The organism is Salinicola sp. JS01 (assembly GCF_030284585.1).
Classification (GTDB): domain Bacteria; phylum Pseudomonadota; class Gammaproteobacteria; order Pseudomonadales; family Halomonadaceae; genus Salinicola.
On sequence record NZ_CP127244.1, the window covers coordinates 248,643 to 274,137 of the forward strand.

26 protein-coding genes are annotated in these 25,495 nt (G+C 66.8%); 9 read left to right on the forward strand and 17 right to left on the reverse strand.

Annotated features, from left to right (window positions below; all coding sequences use genetic code 11):
- Positions 1-42 precede the first annotated feature (42 nt).
- The 13 genes from QO259_RS01305 to QO259_RS01365 form a co-directional block, all read right to left on the reverse strand.
- Positions 43-621, reverse strand: coding sequence for a DUF4376 domain-containing protein (locus QO259_RS01305; protein ID WP_285951508.1), 579 nt, complete (start codon positions 619-621; stop codon positions 43-45).
- Positions 618-2,894, reverse strand: a complete 2,277-nt coding sequence (locus QO259_RS01310; RefSeq protein WP_285951509.1) for a phage tail protein — start codon at positions 2,892-2,894, stop codon at positions 618-620. The genes QO259_RS01305 and QO259_RS01310 overlap by 4 nt, the downstream gene beginning before the upstream one ends.
- Positions 2,895-2,904: 10 nt before the next feature.
- On the reverse strand, positions 2,905-3,459 hold the full coding sequence (locus tag QO259_RS01315; protein WP_285951510.1) for a phage tail protein I: 555 nt from the start codon (positions 3,457-3,459) through the stop codon (positions 2,905-2,907).
- Complete coding sequence (locus QO259_RS01320; RefSeq protein ID WP_285951511.1) at positions 3,452-4,351, reverse strand: baseplate assembly protein; 900 nt, start codon at positions 4,349-4,351, stop codon at positions 3,452-3,454. Before QO259_RS01320 ends, QO259_RS01315 begins: the two co-directional genes overlap by 8 nt.
- Before the next feature lie 3 nt (positions 4,352-4,354).
- Positions 4,355-4,705: a GPW/gp25 family protein gene (locus QO259_RS01325; RefSeq protein WP_285951512.1), complete on the reverse strand. Its 351-nt coding sequence runs from the start codon at positions 4,703-4,705 to the stop codon at positions 4,355-4,357.
- Positions 4,705-5,343 carry a phage baseplate assembly protein V gene (locus tag QO259_RS01330; protein WP_285951513.1) on the reverse strand — a complete coding sequence of 213 codons (639 nt, stop codon included), beginning with the start codon at positions 5,341-5,343 and terminating at the stop codon, positions 4,705-4,707. The genes QO259_RS01325 and QO259_RS01330 overlap by 1 nt, the downstream gene beginning before the upstream one ends.
- Positions 5,344-5,569: 226 nt before the next feature.
- Positions 5,570-6,064, reverse strand: a complete 495-nt coding sequence (locus QO259_RS01335; RefSeq protein WP_285951514.1) for a phage tail protein — start codon at positions 6,062-6,064, stop codon at positions 5,570-5,572.
- Positions 6,039-6,179 carry a hypothetical protein gene (locus QO259_RS01340; protein ID WP_207034444.1) on the reverse strand — a complete coding sequence of 47 codons (141 nt, stop codon included), beginning with the start codon at positions 6,177-6,179 and terminating at the stop codon, positions 6,039-6,041. The genes QO259_RS01335 and QO259_RS01340 overlap by 26 nt, the downstream gene beginning before the upstream one ends.
- Positions 6,172-6,519, reverse strand: coding sequence for a hypothetical protein (locus tag QO259_RS01345; protein ID WP_285951515.1), 348 nt, complete (start codon positions 6,517-6,519; stop codon positions 6,172-6,174). Before QO259_RS01345 ends, QO259_RS01340 begins: the two co-directional genes overlap by 8 nt.
- 17 nt (positions 6,520-6,536) lie before the next feature.
- Positions 6,537-7,037 (reverse strand): lysozyme, encoded by a 501-nt coding sequence (locus tag QO259_RS01350; protein ID WP_051896070.1) that lies wholly within the window; start codon positions 7,035-7,037, stop codon positions 6,537-6,539.
- Positions 7,034-7,243 carry a hypothetical protein gene (locus QO259_RS01355; protein WP_035474355.1) on the reverse strand — a complete coding sequence of 70 codons (210 nt, stop codon included), beginning with the start codon at positions 7,241-7,243 and terminating at the stop codon, positions 7,034-7,036. The genes QO259_RS01350 and QO259_RS01355 overlap by 4 nt, the downstream gene beginning before the upstream one ends.
- 81 nt (positions 7,244-7,324) lie before the next feature.
- Positions 7,325-7,534 (reverse strand): tail protein X, encoded by a 210-nt coding sequence (locus QO259_RS01360; protein ID WP_207034434.1) that lies wholly within the window; start codon positions 7,532-7,534, stop codon positions 7,325-7,327.
- A 909-nt stretch (positions 7,535-8,443) separates the two neighbouring features.
- On the reverse strand, positions 8,444-8,638 hold the full coding sequence (locus QO259_RS01365) for a hypothetical protein (RefSeq protein ID WP_035472617.1): 195 nt from the start codon (positions 8,636-8,638) through the stop codon (positions 8,444-8,446).
- Positions 8,639-9,008: 370 nt separating this feature from the next.
- Between QO259_RS01365 and thpD the strand changes: the two genes are divergently transcribed.
- Entirely contained in the window at positions 9,009-9,956 is a 948-nt protein-coding gene (gene thpD / locus QO259_RS01370; RefSeq protein ID WP_285951516.1) for an ectoine hydroxylase, read from the forward strand.
- Between the two features lie 210 nt (positions 9,957-10,166).
- The gene (locus QO259_RS01375; RefSeq protein ID WP_207034429.1) at positions 10,167-10,829 is read left to right on the forward strand and encodes a fumarylacetoacetate hydrolase family protein; all 663 of its coding nucleotides are present in this window, start codon (positions 10,167-10,169) and stop codon (positions 10,827-10,829) included.
- Positions 10,830-10,955: 126 nt separating this feature from the next.
- On the opposite strand, the gene speA is transcribed toward QO259_RS01375, so the two are convergent.
- From speA to QO259_RS01390, 3 genes are all read right to left on the reverse strand, one after another.
- Complete coding sequence (speA, locus tag QO259_RS01380) at positions 10,956-12,863, reverse strand: biosynthetic arginine decarboxylase (RefSeq protein WP_035472623.1); 1,908 nt, start codon at positions 12,861-12,863, stop codon at positions 10,956-10,958.
- 210 nt (positions 12,864-13,073) lie between these two features.
- Complete coding sequence (locus tag QO259_RS01385) at positions 13,074-14,021, reverse strand: homoserine kinase (RefSeq protein ID WP_285951517.1); 948 nt, start codon at positions 14,019-14,021, stop codon at positions 13,074-13,076.
- A gap of 156 nt (positions 14,022-14,177) precedes the next feature.
- Positions 14,178-14,510, reverse strand: a complete 333-nt coding sequence (locus QO259_RS01390) for a DUF2782 domain-containing protein (protein WP_285951518.1) — start codon at positions 14,508-14,510, stop codon at positions 14,178-14,180.
- Positions 14,511-14,731: 221 nt separating this feature from the next.
- Between QO259_RS01390 and polA the strand changes: the two genes are divergently transcribed.
- The 4 genes from polA (at position 14,732) to nadA (ending at position 20,142) form a co-directional block, all read left to right on the forward strand.
- On the forward strand, positions 14,732-17,512 hold the full coding sequence (gene polA / locus QO259_RS01395) for a DNA polymerase I (RefSeq protein ID WP_285951519.1): 2,781 nt from the start codon (positions 14,732-14,734) through the stop codon (positions 17,510-17,512).
- Between the two features lie 152 nt (positions 17,513-17,664).
- Positions 17,665-18,252, forward strand: coding sequence for an NAD(P)-binding domain-containing protein (locus QO259_RS20340; protein ID WP_285951520.1), 588 nt, complete (start codon positions 17,665-17,667; stop codon positions 18,250-18,252).
- Positions 18,138-19,079, forward strand: coding sequence for an NADP-dependent phosphogluconate dehydrogenase (gnd, locus tag QO259_RS01405; RefSeq protein WP_285952720.1), 942 nt, complete (start codon positions 18,138-18,140; stop codon positions 19,077-19,079). The genes QO259_RS20340 and gnd overlap by 115 nt, the downstream gene beginning before the upstream one ends.
- A gap of 13 nt (positions 19,080-19,092) precedes the next feature.
- A complete protein-coding gene (nadA, locus tag QO259_RS01410; protein WP_285951521.1) occupies positions 19,093-20,142 on the forward strand; it encodes a quinolinate synthase NadA in 1,050 nt (349 codons plus the stop codon).
- A gap of 205 nt (positions 20,143-20,347) precedes the next feature.
- Here the strand turns inward: nadA and QO259_RS01415 are convergent, their stop codons facing one another.
- Positions 20,348-21,118 (reverse strand): MipA/OmpV family protein, encoded by a 771-nt coding sequence (locus tag QO259_RS01415; protein ID WP_285951522.1) that lies wholly within the window; start codon positions 21,116-21,118, stop codon positions 20,348-20,350.
- Between the two features lie 377 nt (positions 21,119-21,495).
- On the opposite strand from QO259_RS01415, the gene QO259_RS01420 reads away from it, so the two are divergent.
- Genes QO259_RS01420 through QO259_RS01430 form a run of 3 tightly spaced genes read left to right on the forward strand, consistent with a single transcriptional unit; the run spans position 21,496 to position 25,434 of the window.
- Complete coding sequence (locus QO259_RS01420; RefSeq protein ID WP_233076870.1) at positions 21,496-22,185, forward strand: (2Fe-2S)-binding protein; 690 nt, start codon at positions 21,496-21,498, stop codon at positions 22,183-22,185.
- Positions 22,182-23,168 (forward strand): FAD binding domain-containing protein, encoded by a 987-nt coding sequence (locus tag QO259_RS01425; protein WP_285951523.1) that lies wholly within the window; start codon positions 22,182-22,184, stop codon positions 23,166-23,168. Before QO259_RS01420 ends, QO259_RS01425 begins: the two co-directional genes overlap by 4 nt.
- A gap of 22 nt (positions 23,169-23,190) precedes the next feature.
- Positions 23,191-25,434 (forward strand): xanthine dehydrogenase family protein molybdopterin-binding subunit, encoded by a 2,244-nt coding sequence (locus tag QO259_RS01430; RefSeq protein WP_285951524.1) that lies wholly within the window; start codon positions 23,191-23,193, stop codon positions 25,432-25,434.
- Positions 25,435-25,495: the final 61 nt, after the last annotated feature.

Here is a 25,495-nt window from a genome sequence, read left to right on the forward strand (position 1 = left end):
AGATGTCCCCATCTTAATCAGGCGCGACGGGAAAAGACAGGGCTAGGCCGCGCTGGCCGAGGCCTCCCACACCACCGCCTGGATCGCCTCGCGGTCGCCGGCGGCCTCGGCGGCGGTGATGGCGTCTTTGAGCTGCCATGACTTGGCCAGCAACCCCTGCTTGAACGCCTTGGCGGCATCGGTCAGCGCGATCATCTGCTCGGGCGTGAGCGAATAGACCGTGTTCGAGCGAGCGCGCAGCGCCATGCTGGCGTCGGTGTCGCCGGCGGCGCGGCGGTCGCGGGCCTCGATCGCCAGCCCGAGCAGGTTGGCTTCGTCTTCGTCCGGGCGGGTCTGGATCACGTCCTCGTTACCGTCCGGCAGAGTGTAGGGCATGCCGGCGCGCAGGGCGGTTGCCAGGGCTGTCTCGATTGCCGCGCGCTGGCGGTTGGCGAGGCGGAAGACGCCCGTGACGAAGGTGCTCTGCTCGGGATCGAATACATGATCCGGGCCGAGATTTTCTAGCAGGGATTCCTCAAGCTGAACGACGTGGTAGCGGTCCATCTGCTCGGCCGAGGGCGCAGGTGTCACGACGTAATCTTGCAGGCGGTCCTTGGGGATATAGACGGGGATTGTGCTCATGAGTAGTTGACTCCGATGATTCTTTTCATGATGCAGTCTTCATAGATGTCGGTGATCACCGAACGATTGTTGATATCGAATATCCAGTCATAGCCGCCGCACTGAATGTGACCTCTATTTCCGGACAGTTTGGCGGAGGCAATAAGGTCCGATACCCGATATTCCACGCTGACGGCACCGTTGATGCCATCGTCGTTGGAGATATAGAAAATTAATGCGTCGAAGTTGTCCCAGTTCTGCGAGAGCTGGATGGTGCCGGAGCCCACGGAACCATTGAAGATCGTGGTTCGCTTGGGGTTTTTGGGCATGACATTCTGTTCGAAGGCAAGCCGTCTGCCGCCGGCCTCCACCCAGCCGGGGCCAAGCAGTACGCGCGGTGTGTCGGCAGAGGTATCTTGATCGGCGAAGAAGGCCAGCGTATTGGCACTGTCGTCGTAGACCAGACCGTCCCAGTTGGTCGAGCTCGTCGAGCCCATCGGGACTCTGCTGTTGCCGGTATCCGAGCGCAGGAATTGGCTGGCTTGTAGCCCTTGTAGTCGGTCAGCGTCGACACTGGAAAGGCCTGCACCGTTGCCGCTGATCTTGCCGTTGAAGGTGACATCCTTGGAGCGGTAGTAAAGGCGCATCGCCGCGTTGGCGGGAATGCCGTCATCCCCCACGGCGCCCATGCCGATATGGCCACTGCCATCGCCGACATAAGTCATATGAATGGCGGCCCCACTTCCTGCTGAACGGCCGCCCTCACCAACGGAAATGCCTGCCCCCTGACTCAAAGCATTGTCACCCGAGTTGGGAGATTGAAGCGTGATCCAGGGGCGGATGCCTTCGAACTCCAAATGGCCCGATTCAGCAGTCACATTGATGTACTTGCTGCCGTCATACCAGGCATGGCGGAAGTTGGCGGTCTTGCCGTCCTGATCCTCGCCGTACCAGTGCAGACGCGCCTGGGTGCCATCGCCGCGGGCGTCGGCACGCTGTACGGCAGCGCTGCTGGGGTCGACCGCCCACTTGGTGATGCTGCGGAATAGCTGAACACCGCGTAGGTCGTTGGTGCCGGCGATGGTGGCGAGATCGCTGGCGTTGCCGGGGTGGTAGACCTCCTTGCCTTGGATTCTCAGTGTGGCGTCGGTGGCGATCCCGGCGTTGTCGATGCGGGCCCATTCCCGACGAGCGTCGGACGCGGCGTATTGATCGTTACGATCATAGGCGCGAAAGACAAAGGGCTCGGCATAGTCGTCGGAGGTAAAGAACTCCAGCTCGCCGTCGTTGCCGGTGGGGTTGTTGAAGCGAACCCCGCCCTGGTCATTGCCGCCGTTGGTCTTGAAAAGCAGTGTCGGCTGGGTGCCCTCGAGCGAGGCATTGCCGTTGACGTCCCGCACGAAATCCGCTGCATGCAAGCCGTCGAGTTTGTCCGCATCCAGCCCCTTGCCGGGGCCTTCGTCGCGCCGGGCCGCGGTACCCAGCGCGCCCAGGGCGTTCTGCACCGTAGTCGGGTTGCCCAGCTTGGCCAGGTTCTCGACGGAGATCCGCGTTGCGGCGTGGGCGCCGCCTTCGCTGCGGTGGGCGTCCAGCGCCGACTTGTTGGCCGCCGGCGTCACCGCGCGGGCGTTGTCGCTGCCCTCCTTGGTCTCGGCGTAGGTGGCCAGCTCGACCATGCCCTGGGCGTTGGTGGTCGCTGCCGGGTGGTTGCGGCTGGCGGCGTGGTCGTTGAGCTGCTTCAGCGTGGCGTAGGCGGCGAGCACCTTGTCGATGAACGCCTTGAGCGTGCGCGGGACGACCCCGCGGCGGGCGTCGCTGCCGGCGTCGACCTCGGCCTGGGTGGCGAGCTCGAGCACCCCGGCGACCTCGGTGGTGGCCGGCGGGTTGAGAAAGGCGGCGTCGCCGAAGGTGATCGAGGAGACGTCGAGGGACTCGACCACCAGGTCGGTGGCCAGCAGCAGGGTCGAGGGCGCGGCCTTCTCGATGATCCACTCGCTCTGCGAATAGACCGCGAAGAGCACGCCGGTGTCGGTGAACAGGCCGATCTCGCCGACGGCGTAGGTGTCGCTGCTCTCGTCCTGCACGCTGACGTGCAGGGTGTCGGCGGCGACCGCCTGGCCGGCCATGCTGGCCAGGCGCTTGATCGGTTCGCGCAGGGCGGTCTGGTCGGCGCTGGGGGTGTAGCGGCCGCGGCCGAAGCCGATCTCGCTGAGGGTCAGGGCCGTGGTGCCGTCGTGGTCGGCGTCGATCAGCGCGGCGCGGCCGGCATCGGTGATGGTGAAGACGATGGCCATCGGGGGTCCTCTAGTGGGCGGTGGCCGCCAGGCGGCGGTAGACGTAGGCTCGGGCGCCGCCGGCGACGCCGACACCGCCCGTGGCGCTGAGCCCGGCGGTGAAGGTGAAGTGCGAGCGGACCGGCTTGGTGCGGGTGATCTCGTCGACGATGTCCTGCTGGAAGGCGGCGCTGTTGGGCACCTCCGCGCCCAGGGTCAGCACCACGTCGAAGGTGTGCGGCGAGCCCGGCTCGGCTTTCTGCCACCACTCGCGCAGCGCCAGACTGGAGCCGAACGAGCGGACCACGTCGCGCACGCTCTTGGCGGTGCCTTTACGACGCTGGATCTCGATCGCGTTGCGTAGGCGCTGGCGCTTGATGCGCTCGGGCCAGTAGGGCTGCCAGGCATCCAGCGAGAGCGCCCAGGCGAGCCACGGCAGCAGCTCGGCGGGGCAGGTGTCCGGGTTCCACAGCACGCGCAGCGGCACCGGCAGCTCGCTGGCACCGGCGGCGGTGGTCTCCAGGGCGTGCTCCAGGGGGCTGGCATTGGGCGGCAGCAGGCTGGCGCGGGGGCGCGGCTCACTCATCGAGACCTCCGTCGCGCAGCGCGATCTCGCTGCAGTGGGTCGCCTGGGTGCGGTCGATCACCAGGCTCGCCGCGGGCTCGGTGAGTTCGACCCGCTGCACGCCGGGCTGGTGCAGCGCGGCGTAGAGCCCGGAGAGGGTGACATCGAGGCCCAGACGGTGCTGCTGCTCGGCATAGACGGCGGCGGCAGCGCGCGCTTCGCGCATCACCACTTCGCGGTCGGGGCCAGCGTAGAAGTAGAGGGTGGCGGCGATACGGTAGTCGACGATCTCGGCGCTGCGCACGCTGACGTGGTCGGTGAGCGGGCGCACATCCTCGGCGGACAGCGTGGCGTCGACGCGCGCGAGCAGGTCGGCCGGGGCGCTGCCGTCGCCGTCGCGGGCGAGCACGGTGACCACCACCTCTCCGGGCGCCGGGCTGGTGGCGCTGGCATCCAGCACCTGGCCGTCGGCGGAGAGCGCGTGGAAGACGTAGGCGCCCTCGGGGCCGGCGGTGGAGAAGCCCTCCAGCGAGAGCTGGATGCGCCGGCGAAAGTCGGCGTCCGTCTCGTAGGTGGCCGGCACCGGCGGCACCGCGGCCGGGTCGCCGGCGTCCAGGGTCTGGCGGGCGACGCCGAAGAGCGCGCCGAGGTGGTCGAGATCGGCGCCGCGGGCGTAGGCGAGCATCACCCCCTGGGCGGCTTCGTTGATCCGCTGGCGCAGCAGCAGCTCGCGGTAGGCGGCGGCCTGCAGGATCTTGTAGGCGGGGTCGGACTCGACGCTGACATCGAACGCCGGGGCCCGCGCGCGCAGGTCGGCGAGCAGGGCGGCGAAGATCGTCTCGAAGTCGAGCGGCTCGACGATATCCGGCGCGGGCAGCCGCGAGAGATCGACGGCGGTGAAGCCTCCGGCCATGGTTTAGGTCTCCTGTCCCAGGGGGATATCGAAGGTGAGGTCGGCGGCGCCGTCGACCCGTTCGGCGTGCACGCTGAGCGTCAGCCGCCCGGGGCGCGTGGTAGAGACGTGGCGCGTGATCTGCTTGACGCGAATCCGCGGCTCCCAGCGCATCAGTGCCACCACCGTGGCCGAGTAGGCGCGCAGGGCGGTGGCGCCATCCAGCGGCTGGTCGATCAGCTCCGGCAGCAGCGAGCCGTAGTCGCGGCGCATCACCCGTGAGCCGATGGGCGTGGTGAGAATGTCGGTGACGGACTGGCGAATATGCGCGATGCCCGCCAGCGCCGCGCCGCTGGTGCGATCCATGCCGGCCATCAGCTCACCCCCTCCGTCTGGGCGCCGCCGCGCTGCACGCCGCCGTGGGTGTGGCTGGCGCTGATGTCGCGGCCGTTGCTGGTCACCGCGCCGGTGAACTGGACGTCGCCGGCCATCGTCGCGGTCTGGCCGCTTGGCTGGCTGAAGTTGCCGTTCAAGGTGAGATTGCCGTTGATCACGGTGTCGGCGTTGAGGGTGGCGCCGCCGGCGGCGGTGGCGGTGAGGGCGGCGGCGGTGGTGACGCTCACCGCGCCCTGGGCGTCGAGGCTGGCCGAGCCGGGCAGGATGGCGCTCAGGTGGCTGGCAGCGTGGTCGTAGCGGAGCCGCGCGCCGTCGGGCAGTTCGAGCTGGGTCACGTTGGCATCATGGCTCGGTGCGGGTACGGCATCCGAGTTCAGCGCCGGCAGCACCAGAGCGCCGCGCAGCTCGCCGCCGGGGGCCAGCAGCAGCACCTGCTCGCCCAGGGTAGGTGGGTTCCAGGTTCGGGTGTGGCCGGCGCGGGCGGTCAGCCACGGCAGCCAGTCGGTGAGCAGCGCACCGCTCTGGACGCGCACGCGCACCGCGGCGTGGTCGATCGCGGCGACACGGCCGACACGGATCAGATTGTGGAGCAGACGGGCAAGTTCGACGGAGTTCATGGCGCACCGGTGGCGGGAGACGGCATGCGCTCATGGTCCGCGGCGCGGGGCGGGCTGGCGAGCCGCGGGCGTTGTCGGCGGGGGTTCGACGCGGGAGCTGTCTATCGCCCCCGAATCCGGGCGTCAGGCTTTTTATCGCCCCCGACGCTGGGCGTGTGCTTTCTATCGCCCACGGGGCTGGGCATCAGGCTTTCTATCGCCCACGGGGCTGGGCGTCAGACATTGCCTAGGCCAGCGGGCCATCCCACTCGGCCACTAACCGATACCCCTCGTCACCCGCGCTGTCGTCGCGCAGCAGCAGCTGCCAGTGCTCGGCGGGGCAGGTCTCGTGCGCGAAGGCGGGCTGGCGATGGTCGAGGGTGATCTCGCCGCTGGCGCAGTCATGAGTCGCCACCACGCGCTCCTCGAGCGGCACCCACAAGCGCAGGTCGGCGGGTGTCTCCCCGGCGAAGATCCAGGAGAAGCGCAGCCCCGGTTCCGGCCCCAGCTCGGGTTGATAGCGCGCCAGCCACGCCAGCAGCGGCAGCATCACCGTGTCCAGGGAGTCGTCATAGGCGTGCAGCGTCAGTTCAGCGGTCACCGCATAGCCGTGGGAGAGCGACGCCCCCGGGGCGAACCGGATGCGCCCCTCGTCCACCTGCGCCGAGAGCCGGTTCGGCATCTCCTGCAGCGCCGGCACGGTGCGCCGCAGATGTTCAATCAGGGCGTTCAGCAGTTGCATGTCGGGTCTCCTCCAGGGTGGTCACCAGTCCGTTATGTCGAATCGCGCAGGCGTGGTACTGCGCCGCCCAGTCGCGCAGCGTCAGCACCACGCTGGCACCGCTGCCGTCACTCAACGGCGGCAGCGTGGTCGGGCAGCGGGTCAGCAGCGTCTGCTGGATCGGGGGCGCGGCCGGCGGCGGCAGCGTTGAGCAGGCGCACAGCGTCAGGCTCAAGGCAGACGCGGCGGTAAATCGGTTTCTGGATCTCACGAATCACTCCGCGGTCGATGACCCGTTGGTTGGCGTCCAGGGTCGCGAGCCGCGCTTCCACCACCCCGGCGATGACGGACTCCCGCGCCAGCGCCTGGCGGGTGGCCGCCTGGGCGGCCTCGAGCGCGGTGAGACGCTGGGCATCCTCGAACCAGCCGCGGCTGAACCAGCCTGTGCCTGCGGCGATGGCCAGCACGGCGAGCATGACGAGCGTGCGCGCCGTCACTCCAGCCCCGCCAGACACAGCTCGCGCTCCGCCGCACGGCGCTCGACCAGCCCCGGCAGCTTGCGGCCACCGGCGTAGACCCAGCGCGAAAGCTGCTCGCAGGCGGCGCGCGTGTCGCCGGCGTTCAGCCTGGCCAGCAGGGTCGAGTCGCGAAACGCCCCCTCGCCGACGTTGAAAATGAACGAAGCCAACGCCGCCCGGCGGGTCGGCGGCAGCGTGGCATTGATTTCGGGGGCGACGTGGCGGTCGATGGCCGCGAACGCCGCGCCCAGGTCGCCGGCCAGCAGCGCCTCGCACTCCTGGGTGGTTCGGGTCTGGTTCAGCGCGACCGTCGGCCCGGTGTGGCCGGTGCAGATCGTCGGGATGCCGACAGGGTCGGGATACGCCTGCAGCTCGGTGCCCTCGTAGTGCTTGACCACATTGATCGAGAGCGACAGCGCCAGGCCGCAGGCGCCGCCGATACCCGCGCCGCCGAGCCAGCGTTTCCAGTGGTTCATGAACGCCTCCGCCGGATGCGCGCCCACCACTCGCGCAGATTGCCGAGATACTTGGGCACGATCAGCCCGATCTGCAGCGCCAGATAGGCCAAGGTCAGCACCGTGACCCAATCCGACGGCGTCATGCCGCCGGCATGCAGCAGCGAGACGAGCGCAGGCGGCGTGGTCTTGATCGCTTCGGTGGTGATATTCGACTGATGGGCCATGCCGATTCCTGCGTCGACGCGGGCGGTATGACGCTCACACCGGCCCGCGACGGGATGAAAGAAGCGCTGATCGAGCCGGGCTCAGCGCCACAGCTCGATCACCCGCGGCGTGGGTGACGGCGAAGCGATATCCGGCAGCACCACCGGCGTGGCGCTCGGCAGCCGCGGGCCCAGCGCGCACAGCCCGGGATTGTGCGTCAGCACCTGCACCACCAGATCGGTACGCCCGTAATGGCGCTGACACAGGCGATCGACGGTATCGCCTTGAAGACTCGACACGGTTCGCGGCATGCGTACTCCCGGCTTGGCACTCGACTCGCCCGGGACCCGTGCCGATGAGCGGCGCGGGCACCCCGGCACCTCACGATCCCCCGAGAGTGCGACGCCCGCCCGCCGGCCTCAATCCAGCGCGAACGTCCACCGCCCGGCGACAACCCAGTCAAGCGAAAGCGGCGTGCCACGCGGTGGGCGGAGCGCGATCACGAGCGGAAAACCAAGGTGGAGGAACAGCGCCCAGGTGGGCCGGAAAGATGACGAACACTTCCCCCGTACTCCCCGCGCCAGCGCGCGACAGCGACGGGATATGCGTAGTCGGGGAGAAGATAAGCTTTTGTTTTCTATCGATAGTGGCGTTGTCTTGTAATCAGTAGGTCTTGCCGCTTCTAGGCGAGAAATCCGCTCGTGGCGGGGCGGTATGGGAGGGAGATCGGCCGCCGAGTCGCAGGTTTATCGTCCTTCGTGAGGGAGCCGACGTGCCTATACTCGCTCGCGTCTAGGTGGGCCATGAACGCGAATCAGGAGGTGGAATGAAGACGCTTGCCGTTCTCTTGGTGCTCGGCTGTGTGGGGCAGAGTGCAGCTGCGCTGGCCGATGACTGTGCCGAGTTCCGCTGCCGTTATGGGGACGTACCGCGTCCGCCCGCGCCGCTGATCGCGGAGCCCTTTCACGTCTTCTATGGTCAGCCTACGCCGCGGCCCATGCGACCCTATCGCGATCTCGGGGCTGGGGAGATGTCGAGGGAGAGCGCTTCCGGGCACGGCAGCACCGTCGGGGAGAGGGGGAAGTCACCCGAGCGCGAAGCGGCGCCGTCGTCGAGTGATTCGGTGCCGTAACAACTCGCTGGCGCCGTGGGCAGCCAGGTCGTCAGTCTTGCCGTGGATGTGCAGTGATGGCTGGGCCATTGGCACGCTGAAAGATTTGTCATGCTGCGCGATGACGCGGCGGCGTCTGTTCGCGGCGAGACGCCATCAAGGTCGACTCCAGCGCCAGCGTCTGGCACTTCACGGCGGTACAGTTGGCGCAGCGCACATGGGGGCTTTCCCCGGGCTGCGTCGGCAGGTGGAAACGGTCGCTGCCGCACAGCGAGCACTGCATATCGAGTGTGACGCAGATCATGGCTTACCTCCCCCGGAAAACGGCAGGGCGGAGTGTGGCTGCCCCGGATGAAAGCTTGATGACGTCGAGCACGACCCCGCCCCCATCTATCGGTTCCTGCGTCAGATCGCGGGGCACCCAGCTGACATTTTCTTGCTTTACGTTATCGCGGGTCCAGGGTGGGCCTGCCACGGTGGCCTTGCCGGAACGGTCGCAGAAGCGCAGCGCCGATAGCGGCCCGGGGCTGACCCGGGCAGGCGGTTGCAATTCTGGCCGACTTTTCTAGGCTTGAGTTCCTTTTGATGTCAGAGGAAATTCCACTCGACCCACCTATCGGCACGACTGCCGAGGACTGGATCTGAAACCTGATCACAAACTTGGAGGTGATTGGATGTCAGTACAGACCGCATCCCCCCGTAAGCAGGACACGTGGACGAAGCAGGATCGCTATCCGACACGTTTGCGCCGATCGCAGGAAGCGCTCTGGCGTGAGCGTCAGGAAGCAGTCGTCAAGGGCCGCCATCTGGACGGGCCACTCGACGCCACCCAACTGGACGCCTTCGAGCGCGATGGCTTCCTGTTCGAGCCCAACTTCCTGGGCCACGACGAAGTCGCTGCGCTGTGCGAGGAGCTCGCCGCGCTGCTGGCGCGGGATGATTTTCGCGACCGCGACTTTGCCATTACCGAGCCGGACAGCCAGGAGATCCGCTCACTGTTCGCTGTGCATTTTCTGTCGCAGCGCTTCGCGCAGCTGGCGGCGGACCCGCGCCTGACCGGGCGAGCACGTCAGATCGTGGGCGGCGACGTCTACGTGCATCAGTCGCGGATCAACTACAAGCCTGGCTTTCACGGCAAGGGCTTCAACTGGCACTCGGACTTCGAGACCTGGCACGCCGAGGACGGCATGCCCGAGATGCACGCCGTCAGCGCCTCGATCGTGCTCACCGACAATCATCACTTCAACGGCCCGTTGATGCTGGTGCCGGGCTCGCACAAGGTGTTCGTGCACTGCCTGGGTGAGACGCCGGACGACAACCACAAGCGCTCGCTCAAGCAGCAGGAGTTCGGCGTGCCGAGCCAGAACGCCCTGCGCGAGCTGATAGAAGCCAATGGCATTCAGGCGCCGACCGGCGCTGCCGGCGGGCTGCTGCTGTTCGACTGCAACACCCTGCATGGCTCCAACGCCAATATGTCGCCGGACCCGCGCAGCAACGCCTTCTTCGTCTTCAACCGTCGCGACAATGCCTGCGTGCGCCCGTTCGGGGCGAAGCAGCCGCGTCCGGCGTTTCTGGCCCATGCGCCGGATGAGGTGTGGACACCCCAGGGCGCGACCCACTGACGACGCGCCGCGCGCTGGGTCTGCTCTTCGATAGTGCGCCGCGGCCTGGCTATGCTCTTCGATAGATAGCATAGAGAGCCAGGCTCGCCGGCAGGCGTGATGCCATTGGCCGCCGTTGAGGCTAGACTCGTCGAGTCTGCGTCGACGGCGGTTTTTCGTGGGGCCTTCGGCGCACTTCTAGCGGTTCCACCACTGGCAGGGGAGTAGAGCATGGCTTTCACCACGCGCTTCGTCGACGGCAGCGAAACTGGGTATCCACTGGGCAAGATTCTGTGCGTGGGGCGCAATTACGCCGAGCACGCCGCCGAGCTCAACAACCCGGTTCCCAGTTCACCGCTGCTGTTCATGAAGCCGGCGACCAGCGCGGTGGAGCTTGAATCGCCGATCGCCCAGCAGTTCACCCATGGTGAGGTGCACTTCGAGACCGAACTGGCGCTGCTGATCGGCGAGCGTCTGAGCGCGGCGAGTGCGGCGGAAGCGCTCGCCGGCATCGCCGGGGCCGGCCTGGCGCTGGACCTCACCCTGCGCGACGTGCAGTCGGCGCTCAAGGAGAAAGGCCACCCGTGGGAGCGCGCCAAGGCTTTCGATGGTGCCTGTCCGCTGTCGCGCTTCGTGCCGGTGGATGCCGATACCGATTGGGCCAGTGTCTCTTTCCATCTGGATATCAACGGCCAGCGCCAGCAGAGTGGCAAGCTCAGCGACATGCTGTTCACGGTCCCCGCGCTGCTCGAAGAGATGACCCGCACCTTCACCCTCGAGCCCGGCGATGTGGTGCTGACCGGCACCCCGGCCGGCGTCGGCAAGCTGCCGCGGGAAGCGGTGCTCGGCCTGTCGTTGTCGCTGGGGCTGGATATCGGCACGCGTACCCGCTGAGGCGTCTGCCGGTGCCGGGGCACTGACGCCAGACGCAATAGCCGCCGGGCAAGACAGACTGCCGGGCACAAAAAACCGCGATCTCGTCGCGGTTTTTTGCATCTGTCATGAGGCTGGCTCGGCGTCTCACTCCAGATAGGTGTAGCCGCTCAGGCCGGCGGAGAGTTCTTCGACGAACTGCTCGCGCTCCTCGACGCTCAGCGGGCTGGCGATCAACTGCTCGGTGAGCTGCTGCTTGAGCGCCTCGGCGTCGAAGTTGACGTAGCCCAGCACCGCGGCCACGGTATCGCCCTGCTGCACGTGAGAGAGGCGCCACTCCCCATTGTCATCCAGCGCCACGTCGACCGAGTCGGTATCGCCGAACAGATTGTGCAGATCGCCCAGGATCTCCTGATAGGCGCCGACCAGGAACAGACCCAGCAGCTTGTCGTCGTCATCGTCCCACTCGGGCAGCGGCAGTGTGCTCTCGAGCCCCTGGCCGTCGACGTAGAGGTCGATCCGCCCGTCGGAGTCGCAGGTGATGTCCTGGATCACCCCGCGCCGGGTCGGGGTATGGTCGAGTCCGGTCAGCGGCAGCACCGGGAAGACCTGGTCGATACCCCAGACGTCCGGCAGCGACTGGAACAGCGAGAAGTTGACGAACAGCTTGTCGGCGAGCTTCTCGGCCAGCTCGTCGGCGATGTCGCGATGGGCACGGTTGCGGCCGTCGAGCCGGTCGCGCAGGCGCTGGCAGGCCGCGAAGTAGACCGACTCGCCCTCGGCGCGGGCCTGGATATCGGCCAGCCCCATGACGAAGCGATCCTGCAGCTCGCCCACTGCCTGCACCACGTCGTGGTAGGCCTCGACCAGATCGCGCGGCTCGCGCATGCCTTCGAGCCGGTCATAGACCCGCCACAGCTCGTCGACGTGCGGGTCCTCTCCAACCCGGCGCTCCGGTTCGATGTGGCCCATGCGCTCTTCGCCGATGACATTGGTCACCAGCACCGCATGGTGGGCAGTCAGGGCGCGACCGGACTCGGAGATGATCTGCGGATGCGGCAGCTCGTGGGTGTTGCAGATCTGGCTGAAGGCCCACACCACGTTGCTGGCGTACTCGCGCATGGAGTAGTTGATCGAGCAGAAACTGCGCGAACGTGTGCCTTCGTAATCCACGCCCAGCCCGCCGCCGACGTCGACGGTATCGATCGGCGCGCCGAGTTCGCGCAGGCTGTGGTAGAAGCGCGCGCACTCGCGCAGGCCGCGCTGGATGTCGCGGATATTGGCGATCTGCGAGCCCAGGTGGAAGTGCACCAGTTGCAGGCTAGCGAGGGCACCGGCGTCGCGCAGGCGCTCGGTGATGGTCAGGATCTGGGTCGCGGTGAGACCGAATTTCGACTTCTCGCCGCCGGTGTCCTGCCACTTGCCCTTGCCCACCGAGGAGAGGCGCGCGCGCACGCCGATACGCGGCCGCACCTGGAGCTTCTCCGCCTCTTCCAGGATCAGGCTCAGCTCGGAGTACTTCTCCACCACCAGGTAGACCTTGTGGCCGAGCTTCTCGCCCATCAGCGCCAGGCGGATGTATTCGCGATCCTTGTAGCCGTTGCAGATGATCACCGAAGGGCCGTCGCCGGAGAGTGCCAGCACCGCCATCAGCTCCGGCTTGCTGCCGGCTTCCAGACCGACCCGACCGTGACCGCGCTCCTGGGTGGCCAGGATCTCCTCGACCACGCGGCGCTGCTGGTTGACCTTGATCGGATAGACCGCGGTATAGCCGCCCTGGTAGCGCTCTTCCTGCATCGCCTGATCGAACGCCATGCACAGCTGTTCGACCCGGTCGTGCAGGATGTCTATGAAACGCACCAGCACTGGCAGGCGCAGGCCGGCGTCGCGCAGCTTGTCGACCAGAGTATCGAGCACCATGCTGGGGCCGGGCACTTCGCTGCCCAGCGGCCTGACCAGCGTGCGGCCCTGGTCGTCGACGTCGAAATAGCCACTGCCCCACTGATCGATATTGTAGGTGCGGCGGGCCTGTGCGGCGGGAGAAGGATTCGGCATGACGCTCTCCGGTGGACCGGCGGTGAAATCCCGACGACAAGACAGCTAGCGCGCCGGGCGACGATGGCGCGCATTATGCCGTTGCACTGTGTCGGGAACCATGAATTTCAGGAAAAAAGCCACGGCGCGGCCGCGCGGATTCGGCGCCGCGTCACAGCCTGAGCCGCGGGTACGGCGCCACACTAGCCTAGTCGAAAACGCATCCGGCGCTCACGCCGGCAGCGGTGGGACTTCGCCCTCGAGCCGCCGCATCAGCAGGGTGCGGAAGCGCGCCGGATCGTGGGGGGTGATGTCGTGCGCCGGCGGGTCGACGTGGATCACCAGCAGGCGCGACAGCCAGTAGCGCAGCGCGGTCATGCGCAGCATCAGCGGCCACAGCGCGCGTTCGGCAGCGCTCAGTGGGCGGTGAGCCAGATAGGCGCCGAGGATGGCGTCGTAACGCGCGCGGTCGATCTCGCCCGCGGCATCGCTGGTCCAGTCGTTGATCACAATCGCCAGATCGAACAGTAGCTCGCCGGTGCAGCCGTTGTAGAAGTCGATGATGCCGCCTAGGCGGTCACCGTCGTAGAGGGTGTTGTCGCGGAACAGGTCGCCATGGATGGCGCCGCGCGGCAGCTCGGCATCGGTGAAGGCTGCAGCGTAGGCGGTGATCTCTTCGCGCATCAGCGCTTGGTCGCGGCTATCGAGGTGGGGCAGCACTTCGCGATGGCGGCGCTCCAGCCAGGCCAGGTTGCGCGGATTGTCGCGCTGGCCGGTGAAGCGCTGCGACACCTGATGCATGCGCCCCAACGCATCGCCGAGCGCGGCACACTGGGCCAGGTTGGGGGCGCTGGGGTGGCTGCCGGGCATGCGCGGAAACAGCAGCGCCGGGCGGCCGGCGAGGCGCTGCAGGGCGACCCCTTGGCGGTCGTGGACCGGCCCCGGCACTGGCAGGCCCTGGGCGTCCAGATAGTCGAGCAGATCGACGAAGAACGGCAGATCCTCGAACTCGCCCTGTTCGAACAGTGTCAGCACCCACTCGCCCTGATCGGTGGTCACGAAGAAAGTGCTGTTCTCGGTGCCCTGGGGGACGCCTTTCAGCGCGACAAAGTCGCCGACGGTGTAGCGCGTGAGGAAGTCAGCGACCTGGGCGTCGTCGAGGGGAGTGAATACGGCCATGGCAATATCGGATCTGGGAGCGGAAACCGCGCATTGTAGCGGTTGCGGCGGCGCGCTCCTACCTCGTGTGCGTCGCTGCGACCGTTTACGTCGACGCCTTCATTCCTGTCGCCGCCTTCATTTACGTCGCTGCGACGCGGCTGCGCCTTGCACGTGTCACTCGCGCTGCACCCACTCGGGCACCGGCACGCTATCGGCATCGCGGCGCTGGTAGTTGCCATCGCCGTCGGCGTCGTAGAGGAAATAGGCCTGCCCCGACTTGGGCTCGACGCGAATGGCGTAGAGCTTGCCGTTGAGCCGATACTCCGAGACCGTCTGCTGGGCATCACTATGGGTGGTGACCTGGGGCGTCGGCGTGTTCTGCGCCAGCGCCATGGGTGTCAGCGCGGTCGTGGCCAGTGTGGTCGCGACCAGCATGGCGGCCAGCAGCGCGCCCGGCAGCGGGTGGCGCAGCGCCTGAAGCAGCGTGTGCAGTGTCGTCTTGGGCATGGCAATGACCTCCGATAGCGCGGCTGCCCCGGGTGGCGAAAGTCTCACTAGAGGCAGCAGGTGCCTGCGCGGCCCAGTCTAGCGCTGGATCGCGGCTCTTCGCATCTGCTTCGACCACCTGTACGGGTGGGGATTCCCGATTGCCGGCGGTGCGCCCTGACGCCGAGCGGCGCCTTGCGTATCATGAGACCATCGAAAGCCAGTCACGGATGCCCCAGCTCATGGCAGATGCCCCCATCGTCCTCGTCGACGGTTCCTCCTATCTCTATCGCGCCTTTCACGCCCTGCCGCCGCTGTCGACCTCCGACGGTCAGCCGACCGGTGCAGTGCGTGGGGTGCTGGCGATGCTCAAGAGCCTGATCAAGCAGTATCCGCTGAGCCCGATGGCGGTGGTGTTCGACGCCAAGGGCAAGACCTTTCGCGACGAGATCTACGCCGAGTACAAGGCCCACCGGCCGCCGATGCCGGACGATCTGCGGCCCCAGGTCGAGCCGCTGCACGACTGTGTCAGAGCGCTCGGTCTGCCGCTTTTGTGCATCGAGGGGGTCGAGGCGGACGACGTCATCGGCACGCTGGCCCGGCTTGCTACCGAATCCGGGCGCGATGCGGTGATTTCCACCGGCGATAAGGACATGGCCCAACTGGTCAACGCCCATATCACCCTGGTCAACACGATGAAGGACGAAACCCTCGACGTGGCCGGGGTGGAGGCGAAGTTCGGCATACCGCCCGAGCTGATCATCGACTACCTGGCGCTGATGGGTGACAAGGTCGACAACATCCCCGGCGTCCCCGGGGTCGGCGAGAAGACCGCGCTCGGCCTGCTCCAGGGCATGGGCGGCGGCCTCGACACCATCTACGCCGATCTCGAGCGCGTCACCACGCTCGATTTCCGCGGTGCCAAGACGCTGCCCAAGAAGCTCGAAGCCAACCGCGAGCAGGCCTTTCTCTCCTATCGCCTGGCCACGATCAAGACCGACTGTGAGCTGCCGGTGGGGCTCGACGAGCTGCACCTGGCCGAGCCGGACCGCGAGGCCCTGAAGGCGCTGTACACCCGGCTCGAATTCAAGAACTGGCTCAATGAACTGCTCGACGGCAAGGACGAGGGCGTGGACGACGTCGCCTCGGGCAGTGCGGTGGCGAGCGATGATGTCGACGAGGATCCGGCGCTGGCCAGCGCCACGCGCGAAGACCACACCCTGCTCACCCAAGCGGAGTTCGACGCCTGGGTCGAGCGCCTGGCGGCGAGCGAGGCATTCTGCTTCGATCTCGAGACCACCAGCCTCAACTACATGGAGGCCGATATCGTCGGCATCGGGCTGTCGCTCGAGCCGCACGAGGCCGCCTACATTCCGGTGGCACACGCCTACCTGGATGCCCCCGATCAGCTCGACCGCGACGCAGTGCTGGCGGCGCTCAAGCCGCTGCTCGAAAACCCTGACATCGCCAAGATCGGGCAGAACCTCAAGTACGACATCTCGGTACTGGCGCGCTACGACATCCGGGTCGCCGGCGAGCTGATCGACACCATGCTCGAGTCCTACGTCTTGAACTCCACCGCGACGCGACACGACATGGATTCGCTGGCGCTCAAGTACCTCGGTGAGAAGACGATCAGCTTCGAAGAGATCGCCGGCAAGGGCGCCAAGCAGCTCACCTTCGATCAGATCGGGCTCGAGGAGGCGGTTCCCTACGCCTGCGAGGACGTCGATATCACCCTGCGCCTGCATCGCGAACTGCGGCCCAAGCTCGAGGCGGAAGGGCGCCTGGCCGAGGTGCTCGATCGCATCGAACGGCCGCTGATTCCGGTGCTGTCGCATATGGAGCGCGGCGGCGTGGCCCTCGACCCGGCGCGCCTGCACGCCCAGAGTCAGGCGCTGGAAACCCGCATTCGCGAGCTCGAGAGCGAAGCCTTCGAGCTGGCGGGCCGGGAGTTCAACCTCGGCTCGCCCAAGCAGCTCGCCGAGATCCTGTTCGACGAGCAGAAGATCCCGGTGATCAAGAAGACGCCCAAGGGCGCGCCGAGTACCGCCGAAGCGGTGCTCGAGGAACTGGCACTGGACTACCCGCTGCCCAAGCTGATCATGGCCCACCGCGGCATGACCAAGCTCAAGTCGACCTACACCGACAAACTGCCGCGGCTGGTCAACCCGGCCACCGGGCGGCTGCACACCAGCTATCACCAGGCGGTCACCGCCACCGGGCGGCTGTCCTCCTCCGACCCCAATCTGCAGAACATCCCCATTCGCACCGAAGAGGGGCGCAAGATCCGCCAGGCGTTCGTCGCCCGCGACGGCTACCGTATCGTCGCCGCCGACTACTCGCAGATCGAGCTGCGCATCATGGCTCACCTCTCCGATGACAAGGGCCTGCTCGACGCCTTCGCCAACGATCAGGACATCCACGCCGCCACTGCCGCCGAGGTCTTCGGCGTGGCGCTGGAGAAGGTCACCGTGGATCAGCGACGCAGTGCCAAGGCGATCAACTTCGGGCTGATCTATGGCATGAGCGCCTGGGGCCTGGGCAAGCAGCTGCACATCGAACGCGGTCAGGCGCAGACCTATATCGACCGCTACTTCGACCGCTACCCCAACGTCGCCACCTTCATGGACAGGATTCGCGCCCAGGCGGCGGAAGATGGGTTCGTGGAGACGGTGTTCGGGCGCCGGCTCTATCTGCCGGAGATCAAGGCGCAGAATCACGCCCGGCGCCAGGCCGCCGAACGCACCGCGATCAACGCGCCGATGCAGGGCACCGCGGCGGACATCATCAAGCTCGCCATGATCGACGTGCACCACTGGCTCAACCCCGCCAAGGGTCAGGCCGAATTCGACGCCTGGATGGTGATGCAGGTGCACGACGAACTGGTCTTCGAGGTCGCCGAGGCGCAGAGCGACGACTTCATCGCCGCGGTGCGCCAGCGCATGCAGCGCGCCGCCGAGCTCAAGGTGCCGCTGATCGTCGACGCCAATAGCGGCGCCAATTGGGACGAGGCGCACTGAGCCCCGGCGGGTTAGTCTCCAGCCGGCGGTGCCGGGCGGGGCAGCGGGCGATTCGGCGGAACGCCCGCTCTGCCTTACAATAGGGAGCATCCGTCAGCGGGTGACGTTCATCGCCGCGTGGCGGCTTCATTTTTGCAAGGAGCATCAATTCCATGGCCAAACAGCAAATCGGCGTGGTCGGCATGGCCGTCATGGGGCGCAATCTGGCGCTCAACATCGAGAGTCGCGGCTATACGGTGTCGATCTACAATCGCTCGGCGGAGAAGACCGACGAGGTGATGGCCGAGAACGGCGACAGCAAGCTCAAACCGTTCTACAGCGTCGAGGAGTTCGTGGCGTCGCTGGAGACCCCGCGACGCATTCTGCTGATGGTCAAGGCCGGCGATGCCACCGACAAGACGATCGAGTCGCTCAAGCCGCATCTCGACCAGGGCGACATCCTGATCGACGGCGGCAATACCCCGTTCGAGGACACCATCCGCCGCAACAAGGAGCTCTCCGAAGCGGGCTTCAACTTCATCGGCACCGGCGTCTCCGGTGGCGAGGAGGGCGCGCTGAAAGGGCCGTCGATCATGCCGGGGGGCAGAAGGAAGCCTACGACATGGTGGCGCCGATCCTCGAGAAGATCGCCGCGCGTGCCGACGACGGCGAGCCCTGCGTGGCCTATGTCGGCCCGGACGGTGCCGGCCACTACGTCAAGATGGTCCATAACGGCATCGAGTACGGCGACATGCAGCTAATCGCCGAAGCCTACGCGATCCTCAAGGGCTCGCTGGGGCTCTCCAATGCCGAGCTGGCCGACGTGTTCAGTGAGTGGAACGAAGGCGAACTCGACAGCTACCTGATCGATATCACCGCCAAGATCTTCACCAAGCAGGATGACCAGAGCGATCACGACGTGGTCGATATCATCCTCGACTCGGCGGGGCAGAAGGGCACCGGCAAGTGGACCAGCAAGAGCGCGCTGGATCTCGGCGTGCCGCTGCCGCTGATCACCGAGTCGGTCTTCGCGCGCTTCATCTCCGCGCTGAAGGACGAGCGTGTCGCAGCGTCCAAGGTGCTCAAGGGCCCGGCGCAGAAGACCTTTGAGGGTGACAAGGCCGAGTTCATCGAGAAGGTGCGAAAGGCGCTCTTCTTCAGCAAGATCGCCTCCTACGCCCAGGGCTTCGCTCAGATGCGCGCCGCCTCCGAAGATCATGGTTGGGACCTGAACTACGGTGAAGTGGCCAAGCTGTTCCGTGCCGGTTGCATCATCCGTGCGCGCTTCCTGCAGAAGATCACCGATGCCTACCAGGAGAACCCCGAGCTCAACAACCTGCTGATGGCGCCGTACTTCGGTGAAATCGCCGGCAACTACCAGCAGGCGCTGCGCGACGTGATCGCTCATGCCGTCCAGAACGGCATCCCGGTGCCGACCTTCTCCTCGGCGATCGCCTACTACGACAGCTATCGCAGCGAGAAACTGCCGGCCAATCTGATCCAGGCCCAGCGCGACTTTTTCGGCGCCCACACCTACAAGCGTGTCGATCGCGAAGGGACCTTCCATACCGAGTGGTTGCAGGACTGACGGAGACGAAGCGATGGCGGAGCGGGAGCGGGAACGCGTTCGCGAGCATCTGGCGGGCCAGGCGCAGCCGGCGCTCGATGAAGAGGCCAGAGCGCACTATCGGGCGCGTATCGCGGCGCAGTTGAAGGCGCGTAACGCGGTGCTGGTCGCGCACTACTACACCGATCCCGAGATCCAGGCGCTGGCGGAAGCGACCGGTGGCTGCGTCGCCGATTCGCTGGAGATGGCGCGCTTCGGCAAGGATCATCCGGCGACCACGCTGATCGTCGCCGGAGTGCGCTTCATGGGCGAGACCGCCAAGATCCTGAGCCCCGAGAAGCGGGTGTTCATGCCCACGCTGGAGGCGACCTGCTCGCTGGACATCGGCTGTCCGGCGGATACCTTCTCCGCCTTCTGCGATCAGCATCCGGAGCGCACCGTGGTGGTCTACGCCAATACTTCGGCGGCGGTGAAGGCGCGTGCCGACTGGGTAGTGACCTCGTCGATCGCGGTGGAGCTGATCGATCACCTCGACCGCCAGGGCGAAAAGATTCTGTGGGCGCCGGATCGCCATCTGGGACACTATGTGCGCGAGCGAACCGGGGCCGACGTGCTCTGCTGGGAGGGCGAGTGCATCGTCCATGACGAGTTCAAGGCCAAGGGGATTCTCGATCTCAAGGCGCTGCACCCGCAGGCTGCGGTGCTCGTGCACCCGGAGTCACCGGCCTCGGTGGTGGAGATCGCCGATGTGGTCGGTTCCACCTCGCAGCTGATCAGCGCGGCCCAGAAGCTCGACAACCCCAGCTTCATCGTCGCCACCGATCGCGGCATCTTCTACAAGATGCAGCAGCTGATGCCGGACAAGACCTTCATGGCCGCCCCCACCGCGGGTAATGGCGCCACCTGCAGAAGCTGCGCCAACTGCCCGTGGATGGCGATGAACGGTCTCGAGAACACCCTGGCGGTGCTGGCAGACGCCAACGGCTGCGGTCAGGAGATCCATGTCGATCCCGAGATCGCACGCCAGGCGCTGATCCCGCTGAATCGGATGCTCGAGTTCGGTGCCGAGTTGAAGCGCCGTTAGGCTGGGTAAGAGAACGCACTTCGCTCGCCGACTTTTGGCATCAACCCCAGCGCTGTCACTGGAAAGACGAAAACGCCCGCCCCGGTTACCCCGGGGCGGGCGTTTTTGCCGATGGGGCGGCGTGGCTCGCCCCTGGCGATGTCACCGGTGCTCGGTGTCACCCGTGCTTTCTGTCACCAGTACTTTCTGTCACCCGTGCTAGGCGTTAGAAGTGATAGTTGATGAAAGCCCCCGCGCGCCACTGGGTGGCGTCGCCGAGGTCGTCGACGATCGGGCTGTCCTCGGCGTCGCCGGTGAGGCGCGCCACGCCGACCAGGCCGGTGATCGACCACTGGCGGGTAAGGTAGTAGCTTAGAGTGGCATCGGCGCCGAGGGTGAAGTAGCCATCGTTCGGGTCGTAGGCACGAATCCCCGAGCGCGCGCTTTCGCCCGTCGAGACGCCGAACAGATCTTCGGTCCAGGCCGCGCTGGTGTAGCTGAAGCGCGGGCCGACGGTGAAGGCGGCGCGCTCGCCGAGGCGGGCGACGTGGGTCGCCGCGAACTTGACCCGATAGCCGTCGATATCACCGGTGAAGGGCGTTTCGGCGGCGGCGCTGTAGCGCCAGGTGTCGTCGAGATAGCTGGCGCGCAGGCCGGCGGTGGCGCCGCCGTCGACCTGATCCAGGGCGCGGATGTCGCCGGTGTCGTCGCGGCCGAAGGTGTAGCCGATGAAAGGCGCGACCCGCCACTTGCCCTCGCGTACCAGATTCCAGCCGATGCCGTCGGTCACGCTGACGAAGAAGGTATCGCCGTAGGTCGCATCCAGCGACGGCCAGGCGTTCCACTCGTAGTCGTCGCTACCCAGATAGTCCGGGGCATAGATCGCCCCGGCGCCGACGCTGCCTTCCCAGGTCGGCTGGGCCGCGCTGGCCGCGGCGGCGGTGGAAAGGCCGACGGCGAGCGCCAGTAGACGGACACCATGAAGTGAAGCACTCATCTCTCTGATCCCTGTGACGATGCAGTTGGGCGAAAACATACGGCAGGCCCGAGCAAAAGGCCAGATGCGTCGCGGGCCTGCGGAAGATGCCCATTTCTGCGCGAATCGCGCGAATTACGCCAATGATTTGGCATTGTTGCCGCACTTTTCCTAAGTTCAGTGAAGCACTACGCCTCCTTTACCTGCCGCTTTCCCGACGATGCGACCAACACCAGCTGTGCTGCGGTGCCTGACACGCCCGGTGCAGCCCCGTCGCCTCCGACAGCGTCAAGCCAGGCTGGCGGTGGCGGCAAGAAACGTTGGTACGACCATCCAGAACGCCACGCTGAAAAGACAAAGATGCCGGTAGCGGCACAGCCTTGATGAGGATCTCAGACATGGATGACAACGAGCGCACCGCGCCGGGCGTCGATCATTTCGACCCCCGCGGCGACACCCAGCCTCGCTCTCCCGCGCGGCGGCGGTTCCTGCAGTCTGCGGGGGCCTCCGGTCTCGCTATTGCGGCGGCACCGGCGCTGTCTCAGGTCAGCTATGCCGGGTCGCCGGACCAGCCGCAGACCCAGACCGATGCCCCGCCTGCAGAGGGCAAGCAGCGCATCACGCTGAGCGTCAACGGCCAGACGCATCGGCTCGACGTGACGCCCAACGTCATCCTGCTCGACGCCCTGCGCCACGGGCTGGGACTCACCGGCACCAAGAAGGGCTGCGATCATGGCCAGTGCGGTGCCTGCACGCTGCTGGTCAACGGCACCGCGATCAACGCCTGTCTGAGCCTGGCGGTCAGCCACGACGGCGACGAGATCACCACGGTCGAAGGGCTGGAGAAGAACGGCCAGCGCCACCCGATCCAGCAAGCCTTTCTTGAGCACGATGCCTATCAGTGTGGCTACTGCACCGCGGGTCAGATGATGAGCGCGGTGGCGATTCTCAACGACCCGGCGATCGGCACCAGCGATGCCGAGGTGCGCGAGGCGATGAGCGGCAACATCTGCCGCTGTGGCGCCTACAAGAACATCGTCGCGGCGATCCAGTCGGCGCGTGGCAAGCTCGCAGGAGATCCGGCATGAGAGCCTTCGATTATGCCCGGGCGGAGAGCCCGGCGGCCGCGATCGCGGCCCACGGCAGCGATGACCAGGCGGCCTTTCTGGCCGGCGGCACCACGCTGCTCGATCTGGTCAAGCTGGACGTGATGCAGCCGCGCAAGCTGGTCGATATCAATGGTGTGGCGCTGGACCGCATCGAGCGTCTGGACGACGGCCGTCTGCGCATCGGCGCCATGGTGACAAACACCGCGCTGGCCCGCGACCAGCGCGTCGTCGCGGACTATGCCGTGCTGTCTCAGGCGCTGCTGGCGGGCGCCTCGACCCAGCTGCGCAACAAGGCCACCACCGGCGGCAACCTGATGCAGCGGGTGCGCTGCCCCTATTTCCGCGACGGCGTCTCGGCCTGCAACAAGCGCGAGCCGGGCAGCGGCTGTGCCGCCATCGGTGGCGTCAACCGCTCGGTCCATGCGGTGCTCGGTACCAGCGACAGCTGCATCGCCGCGCATCCGTCGGACATGTGCGTGGCGATGGCGGCGATCGGCGCCAAGGTGCAGGTCGAGGGCCCGGAGGGCCGGCGCGAGATCGACTTCGCCGACTTCCATCTGCTGCCCGGCGACACGCCGCAGCGCGAACATGCGCTGGCACCCGGCGAGCTGATCACCCACGTGGTGCTCGACGCGCCGCTCGCCGGCAGCCGCTCGGCTTATCTCAAGCTGCGCGACCGCCAGTCGTATCAGTTCGCGCTCGCCTCCAGCGCAGTGATCGTGACGCTCGACGGCGACACCATTGGTGAAGCACGGGTGGCGTTGGGTGGCGTCGGCACCAAGCCGTGGCGGGTGCCGGAGGTCGAGGCTGCGCTCAAGGGCCAGCCGGTGAGCGAGCAGCGCTTTGCCGATGCCGCCAAGCGCGCGTTCGCGCATGCCACCGCCTACGCCCATAACGCCTACAAGATTCCCCTCGGCCAGCAGGCGATCGTGCGCAACCTGACCGACCTGACCACTGCCTGAGCCGCGGCGAGGAGAGATCCAGATGAGTGACGACAAGCCCAGCGACCCGCACTTCAGTAAGATCATCGGTGCCGGCGTGCCGCGTATCGACGGCCCCGACAAGCTCTCGGGGCGCGCCCACTACGCCGCCGATCAACTGCCCGCCGGTCTCACCTACGGCTACGGGGTGTTCAGCACCATCGCCAGCGGCAAGGTGACCCAACTGAGCGTGGAACGCGCGCGTCGGATGCCCGGCGTGATCGAGGTCTTCCACCACGGGCACTTCCCCAAGCTCTACCGCTCGCCGTCGAGCTTTGCCCAGGGCAACAAGGTCGAGGAGACGCGTCTGCCGTTCGAGGACGAGCGCATCTACTACGCCGGCCAGTTCGTGGCGCTGGTGGTGGCGGATACCTTCGAGAACGCCCGCGCGGCGGCGCGTGAGGTCGACGTCAGCTATGCCGAAGACGCGGCACTCGCCAATCTCGAACAGGGCGTCGCGGCCCACGGCACCCAAAGCGGCAGCGGCAATCACTCGCGCGGCGATGCCGCGGCAGCCTTCGACAGCGCTGCCCGGCACATCGACGTGACCTACCGCACCCCGGTGGAGACCCACAACCCGATGGAGATGCACGCCTCCACGGCGTGGTGGGAGCGCGACCATCTCACCATTTTCGATGCCTCCCAGGGCGTGGTGATGGCGCGTAACGCGCTCTCCAAGATCTTCGCCATCCCGCCGGAGCGGGTCACCGTGCACGCGCCCTATATCGGCTCCGGTTTCGGCAGCAAGCTGTGGACCTGGCCCCACGCCGTGGCCACCGCCGCCGCGGCGCGTGAGCTGGGGCGCCCGGTACAGCTGATGGTGCCGCGGGCGCAGATGTTTACCACCACCGGCCATCGCCCGGAGACGCGCCAGCGCCTGCGCCTGGCCACCGATGGCAGCGGCAAGCTGGTTTCGCTGCGTCACGAATCGATCAACACCACCTCGTTCACCGACCAGTACGTCGAGACCTGCGGCAGCGTGACCAAGAGTCTCTACAGCTGCCCCAATCTCACGGTCAGTCATGCAACGACCCAGGTGAATCGCGGCACGCCCACCTCGATGCGCGCCCCAGGTGCCGCCCCGGGGCTGTTCGCGCTGGAGTCGGCGGTAGACGAAATGGCCGCCGCGGCTGGCGTCGACCCGCTCGATTTTCGCCTCGCCAACTACGCCGAGCGTGACGAGAGCAAAGACCTCGACTTCTCCAGCAACCATATCGTCGAGGCGACCCAGCGCGCCGCCGAGCGCTTTGGCTGGGCCGCGCGCAACCCCGAGATCGGCAGCATGCGCCAGGGGCGCGAGATCGTCGGCTACGGCATGGCGGCATGCAACTGGGAGGCGCTCAAGCGCCCGTGCGACGCGCGGGTCTCGCTGCGTGCCGACGGGACGGCGTTTGCCTCCTGCGCCACCCAGGACATCGGCACCGGCACCTACACCATCGTCGCCCAGGCGGTGAGCGATCTCACCGGCCTGCCGCTGGAGCGGATCACGGTCGAACTGGGGGACTCCTCCTACCCGGATGGCCCGGTCTCCGGTGGCTCCTGGGCCACCGCGACCACGCTGCCGGCGATCGCCAAGGCCACGCGGGTCGCTCTGGATGAGATGAAGCGCTACGCCACCGGCGCCAATGGTGCCTTCGCCGGTGTCGCCAGCGACGCTCTCGAGGTCGCCGAGGGCGGCCTGCGCAACGCCGATGGCAAGCAGATGAGCTTTGCCGACATCCTTGGCGCTGCGCGCTACGGCAGCGCCGACGGTGAAGCCCACACCGAGGGGGCTGATGCACAGTACTCCTACCGCTCCTTCGGCGCGCACTTCGTCGAGGTGCGCTGGGACCCTGGCATCTCGCATCTGCGCGTGGCCCGCGTGGTCAGCGCCATCGATGTCGGCCGGGTGATCAACGAAACCACTGCGCGCAATCAGGTCGAAGGCGCGATCGTCATGGGTATCGGCATGGGGCTGTTCGAGGCGACCGAGTACGATGCCCGCAATGGCCGTCCGGTCAACAACGACTATGCCGAGTACGTGGTGCCGGTCCACGCCGACCAGCCCGAGGTCGATGTCATTCTGCTCGACTACCCCGACACTCGGTTCAACGAATACGGCGCCCGCGGCATCGGCGAGATCGGCATCACCGGGCTTGCCGCCGCCGTGGCCAACGCGGTGCACCACGCCACCGGCAAGCGGATCCGCGAGCTGCCGATCACCCTCGAAAAGCTGATGGATGACGTGCCCGAGGCGCGTACGGCCTGAGTCATCCGCGCCAGTCCAAAGCGTCTGGCCCACAACGCATCGACGCCGGCCCCAGGGCCGG

What these genes read in the sequence shown, in the direction of transcription:
- QO259_RS01305 (WP_285951508.1), bottom strand. Translation starts at nt 621, where the DNA reads ATGAGCACAATCCCCGTCTATATCCCCAAGGACCGCCTGCAAGATTAC.
- QO259_RS01310 (WP_285951509.1), bottom strand. Translation starts at nt 2,894, where the DNA reads ATGGCCATCGTCTTCACCATCACCGATGCCGGCCGCGCCGCGCTGATC.
- QO259_RS01315 (WP_285951510.1), bottom strand. Translation starts at nt 3,459, where the DNA reads ATGAGTGAGCCGCGCCCCCGCGCCAGCCTGCTGCCGCCCAATGCCAGC.
- QO259_RS01320 (WP_285951511.1), bottom strand. Translation starts at nt 4,351, where the DNA reads ATGGCCGGAGGCTTCACCGCCGTCGATCTCTCGCGGCTGCCCGCGCCG.
- QO259_RS01325 (WP_285951512.1), bottom strand. Translation starts at nt 4,705, where the DNA reads ATGGCCGGCATGGATCGCACCAGCGGCGCGGCGCTGGCGGGCATCGCG.
- QO259_RS01330 (WP_285951513.1), bottom strand. Translation starts at nt 5,343, where the DNA reads ATGAACTCCGTCGAACTTGCCCGTCTGCTCCACAATCTGATCCGTGTC.
- QO259_RS01335 (WP_285951514.1), bottom strand. Translation starts at nt 6,064, where the DNA reads ATGCAACTGCTGAACGCCCTGATTGAACATCTGCGGCGCACCGTGCCG.
- QO259_RS01345 (WP_285951515.1), bottom strand. Translation starts at nt 6,519, where the DNA reads ATGCTCGCCGTGCTGGCCATCGCCGCAGGCACAGGCTGGTTCAGCCGC.
- QO259_RS01350 (WP_051896070.1), bottom strand. Translation starts at nt 7,037, where the DNA reads ATGAACCACTGGAAACGCTGGCTCGGCGGCGCGGGTATCGGCGGCGCC.
- QO259_RS01355 (WP_035474355.1), bottom strand. Translation starts at nt 7,243, where the DNA reads ATGGCCCATCAGTCGAATATCACCACCGAAGCGATCAAGACCACGCCG.
- QO259_RS01360 (WP_207034434.1), bottom strand. Translation starts at nt 7,534, where the DNA reads ATGCCGCGAACCGTGTCGAGTCTTCAAGGCGATACCGTCGATCGCCTG.
- QO259_RS01365 (WP_035472617.1), bottom strand. Translation starts at nt 8,638, where the DNA reads ATGATCTGCGTCACACTCGATATGCAGTGCTCGCTGTGCGGCAGCGAC.
- thpD (WP_285951516.1), top strand. Translation starts at nt 9,009, where the DNA reads ATGTCAGTACAGACCGCATCCCCCCGTAAGCAGGACACGTGGACGAAG.
- QO259_RS01375 (WP_207034429.1), top strand. Translation starts at nt 10,167, where the DNA reads ATGGCTTTCACCACGCGCTTCGTCGACGGCAGCGAAACTGGGTATCCA.
- speA (WP_035472623.1), bottom strand. Translation starts at nt 12,863, where the DNA reads ATGCCGAATCCTTCTCCCGCCGCACAGGCCCGCCGCACCTACAATATC.
- QO259_RS01385 (WP_285951517.1), bottom strand. Translation starts at nt 14,021, where the DNA reads ATGGCCGTATTCACTCCCCTCGACGACGCCCAGGTCGCTGACTTCCTC.
- QO259_RS01390 (WP_285951518.1), bottom strand. Translation starts at nt 14,510, where the DNA reads ATGCCCAAGACGACACTGCACACGCTGCTTCAGGCGCTGCGCCACCCG.
- polA (WP_285951519.1), top strand. Translation starts at nt 14,732, where the DNA reads ATGGCAGATGCCCCCATCGTCCTCGTCGACGGTTCCTCCTATCTCTAT.
- QO259_RS20340 (WP_285951520.1), top strand. Translation starts at nt 17,665, where the DNA reads ATGGCCAAACAGCAAATCGGCGTGGTCGGCATGGCCGTCATGGGGCGC.
- nadA (WP_285951521.1), top strand. Translation starts at nt 19,093, where the DNA reads ATGGCGGAGCGGGAGCGGGAACGCGTTCGCGAGCATCTGGCGGGCCAG.
- QO259_RS01415 (WP_285951522.1), bottom strand. Translation starts at nt 21,118, where the DNA reads ATGAGTGCTTCACTTCATGGTGTCCGTCTACTGGCGCTCGCCGTCGGC.
- QO259_RS01420 (WP_233076870.1), top strand. Translation starts at nt 21,496, where the DNA reads ATGGATGACAACGAGCGCACCGCGCCGGGCGTCGATCATTTCGACCCC.
- QO259_RS01425 (WP_285951523.1), top strand. Translation starts at nt 22,182, where the DNA reads ATGAGAGCCTTCGATTATGCCCGGGCGGAGAGCCCGGCGGCCGCGATC.
- QO259_RS01430 (WP_285951524.1), top strand. Translation starts at nt 23,191, where the DNA reads ATGAGTGACGACAAGCCCAGCGACCCGCACTTCAGTAAGATCATCGGT.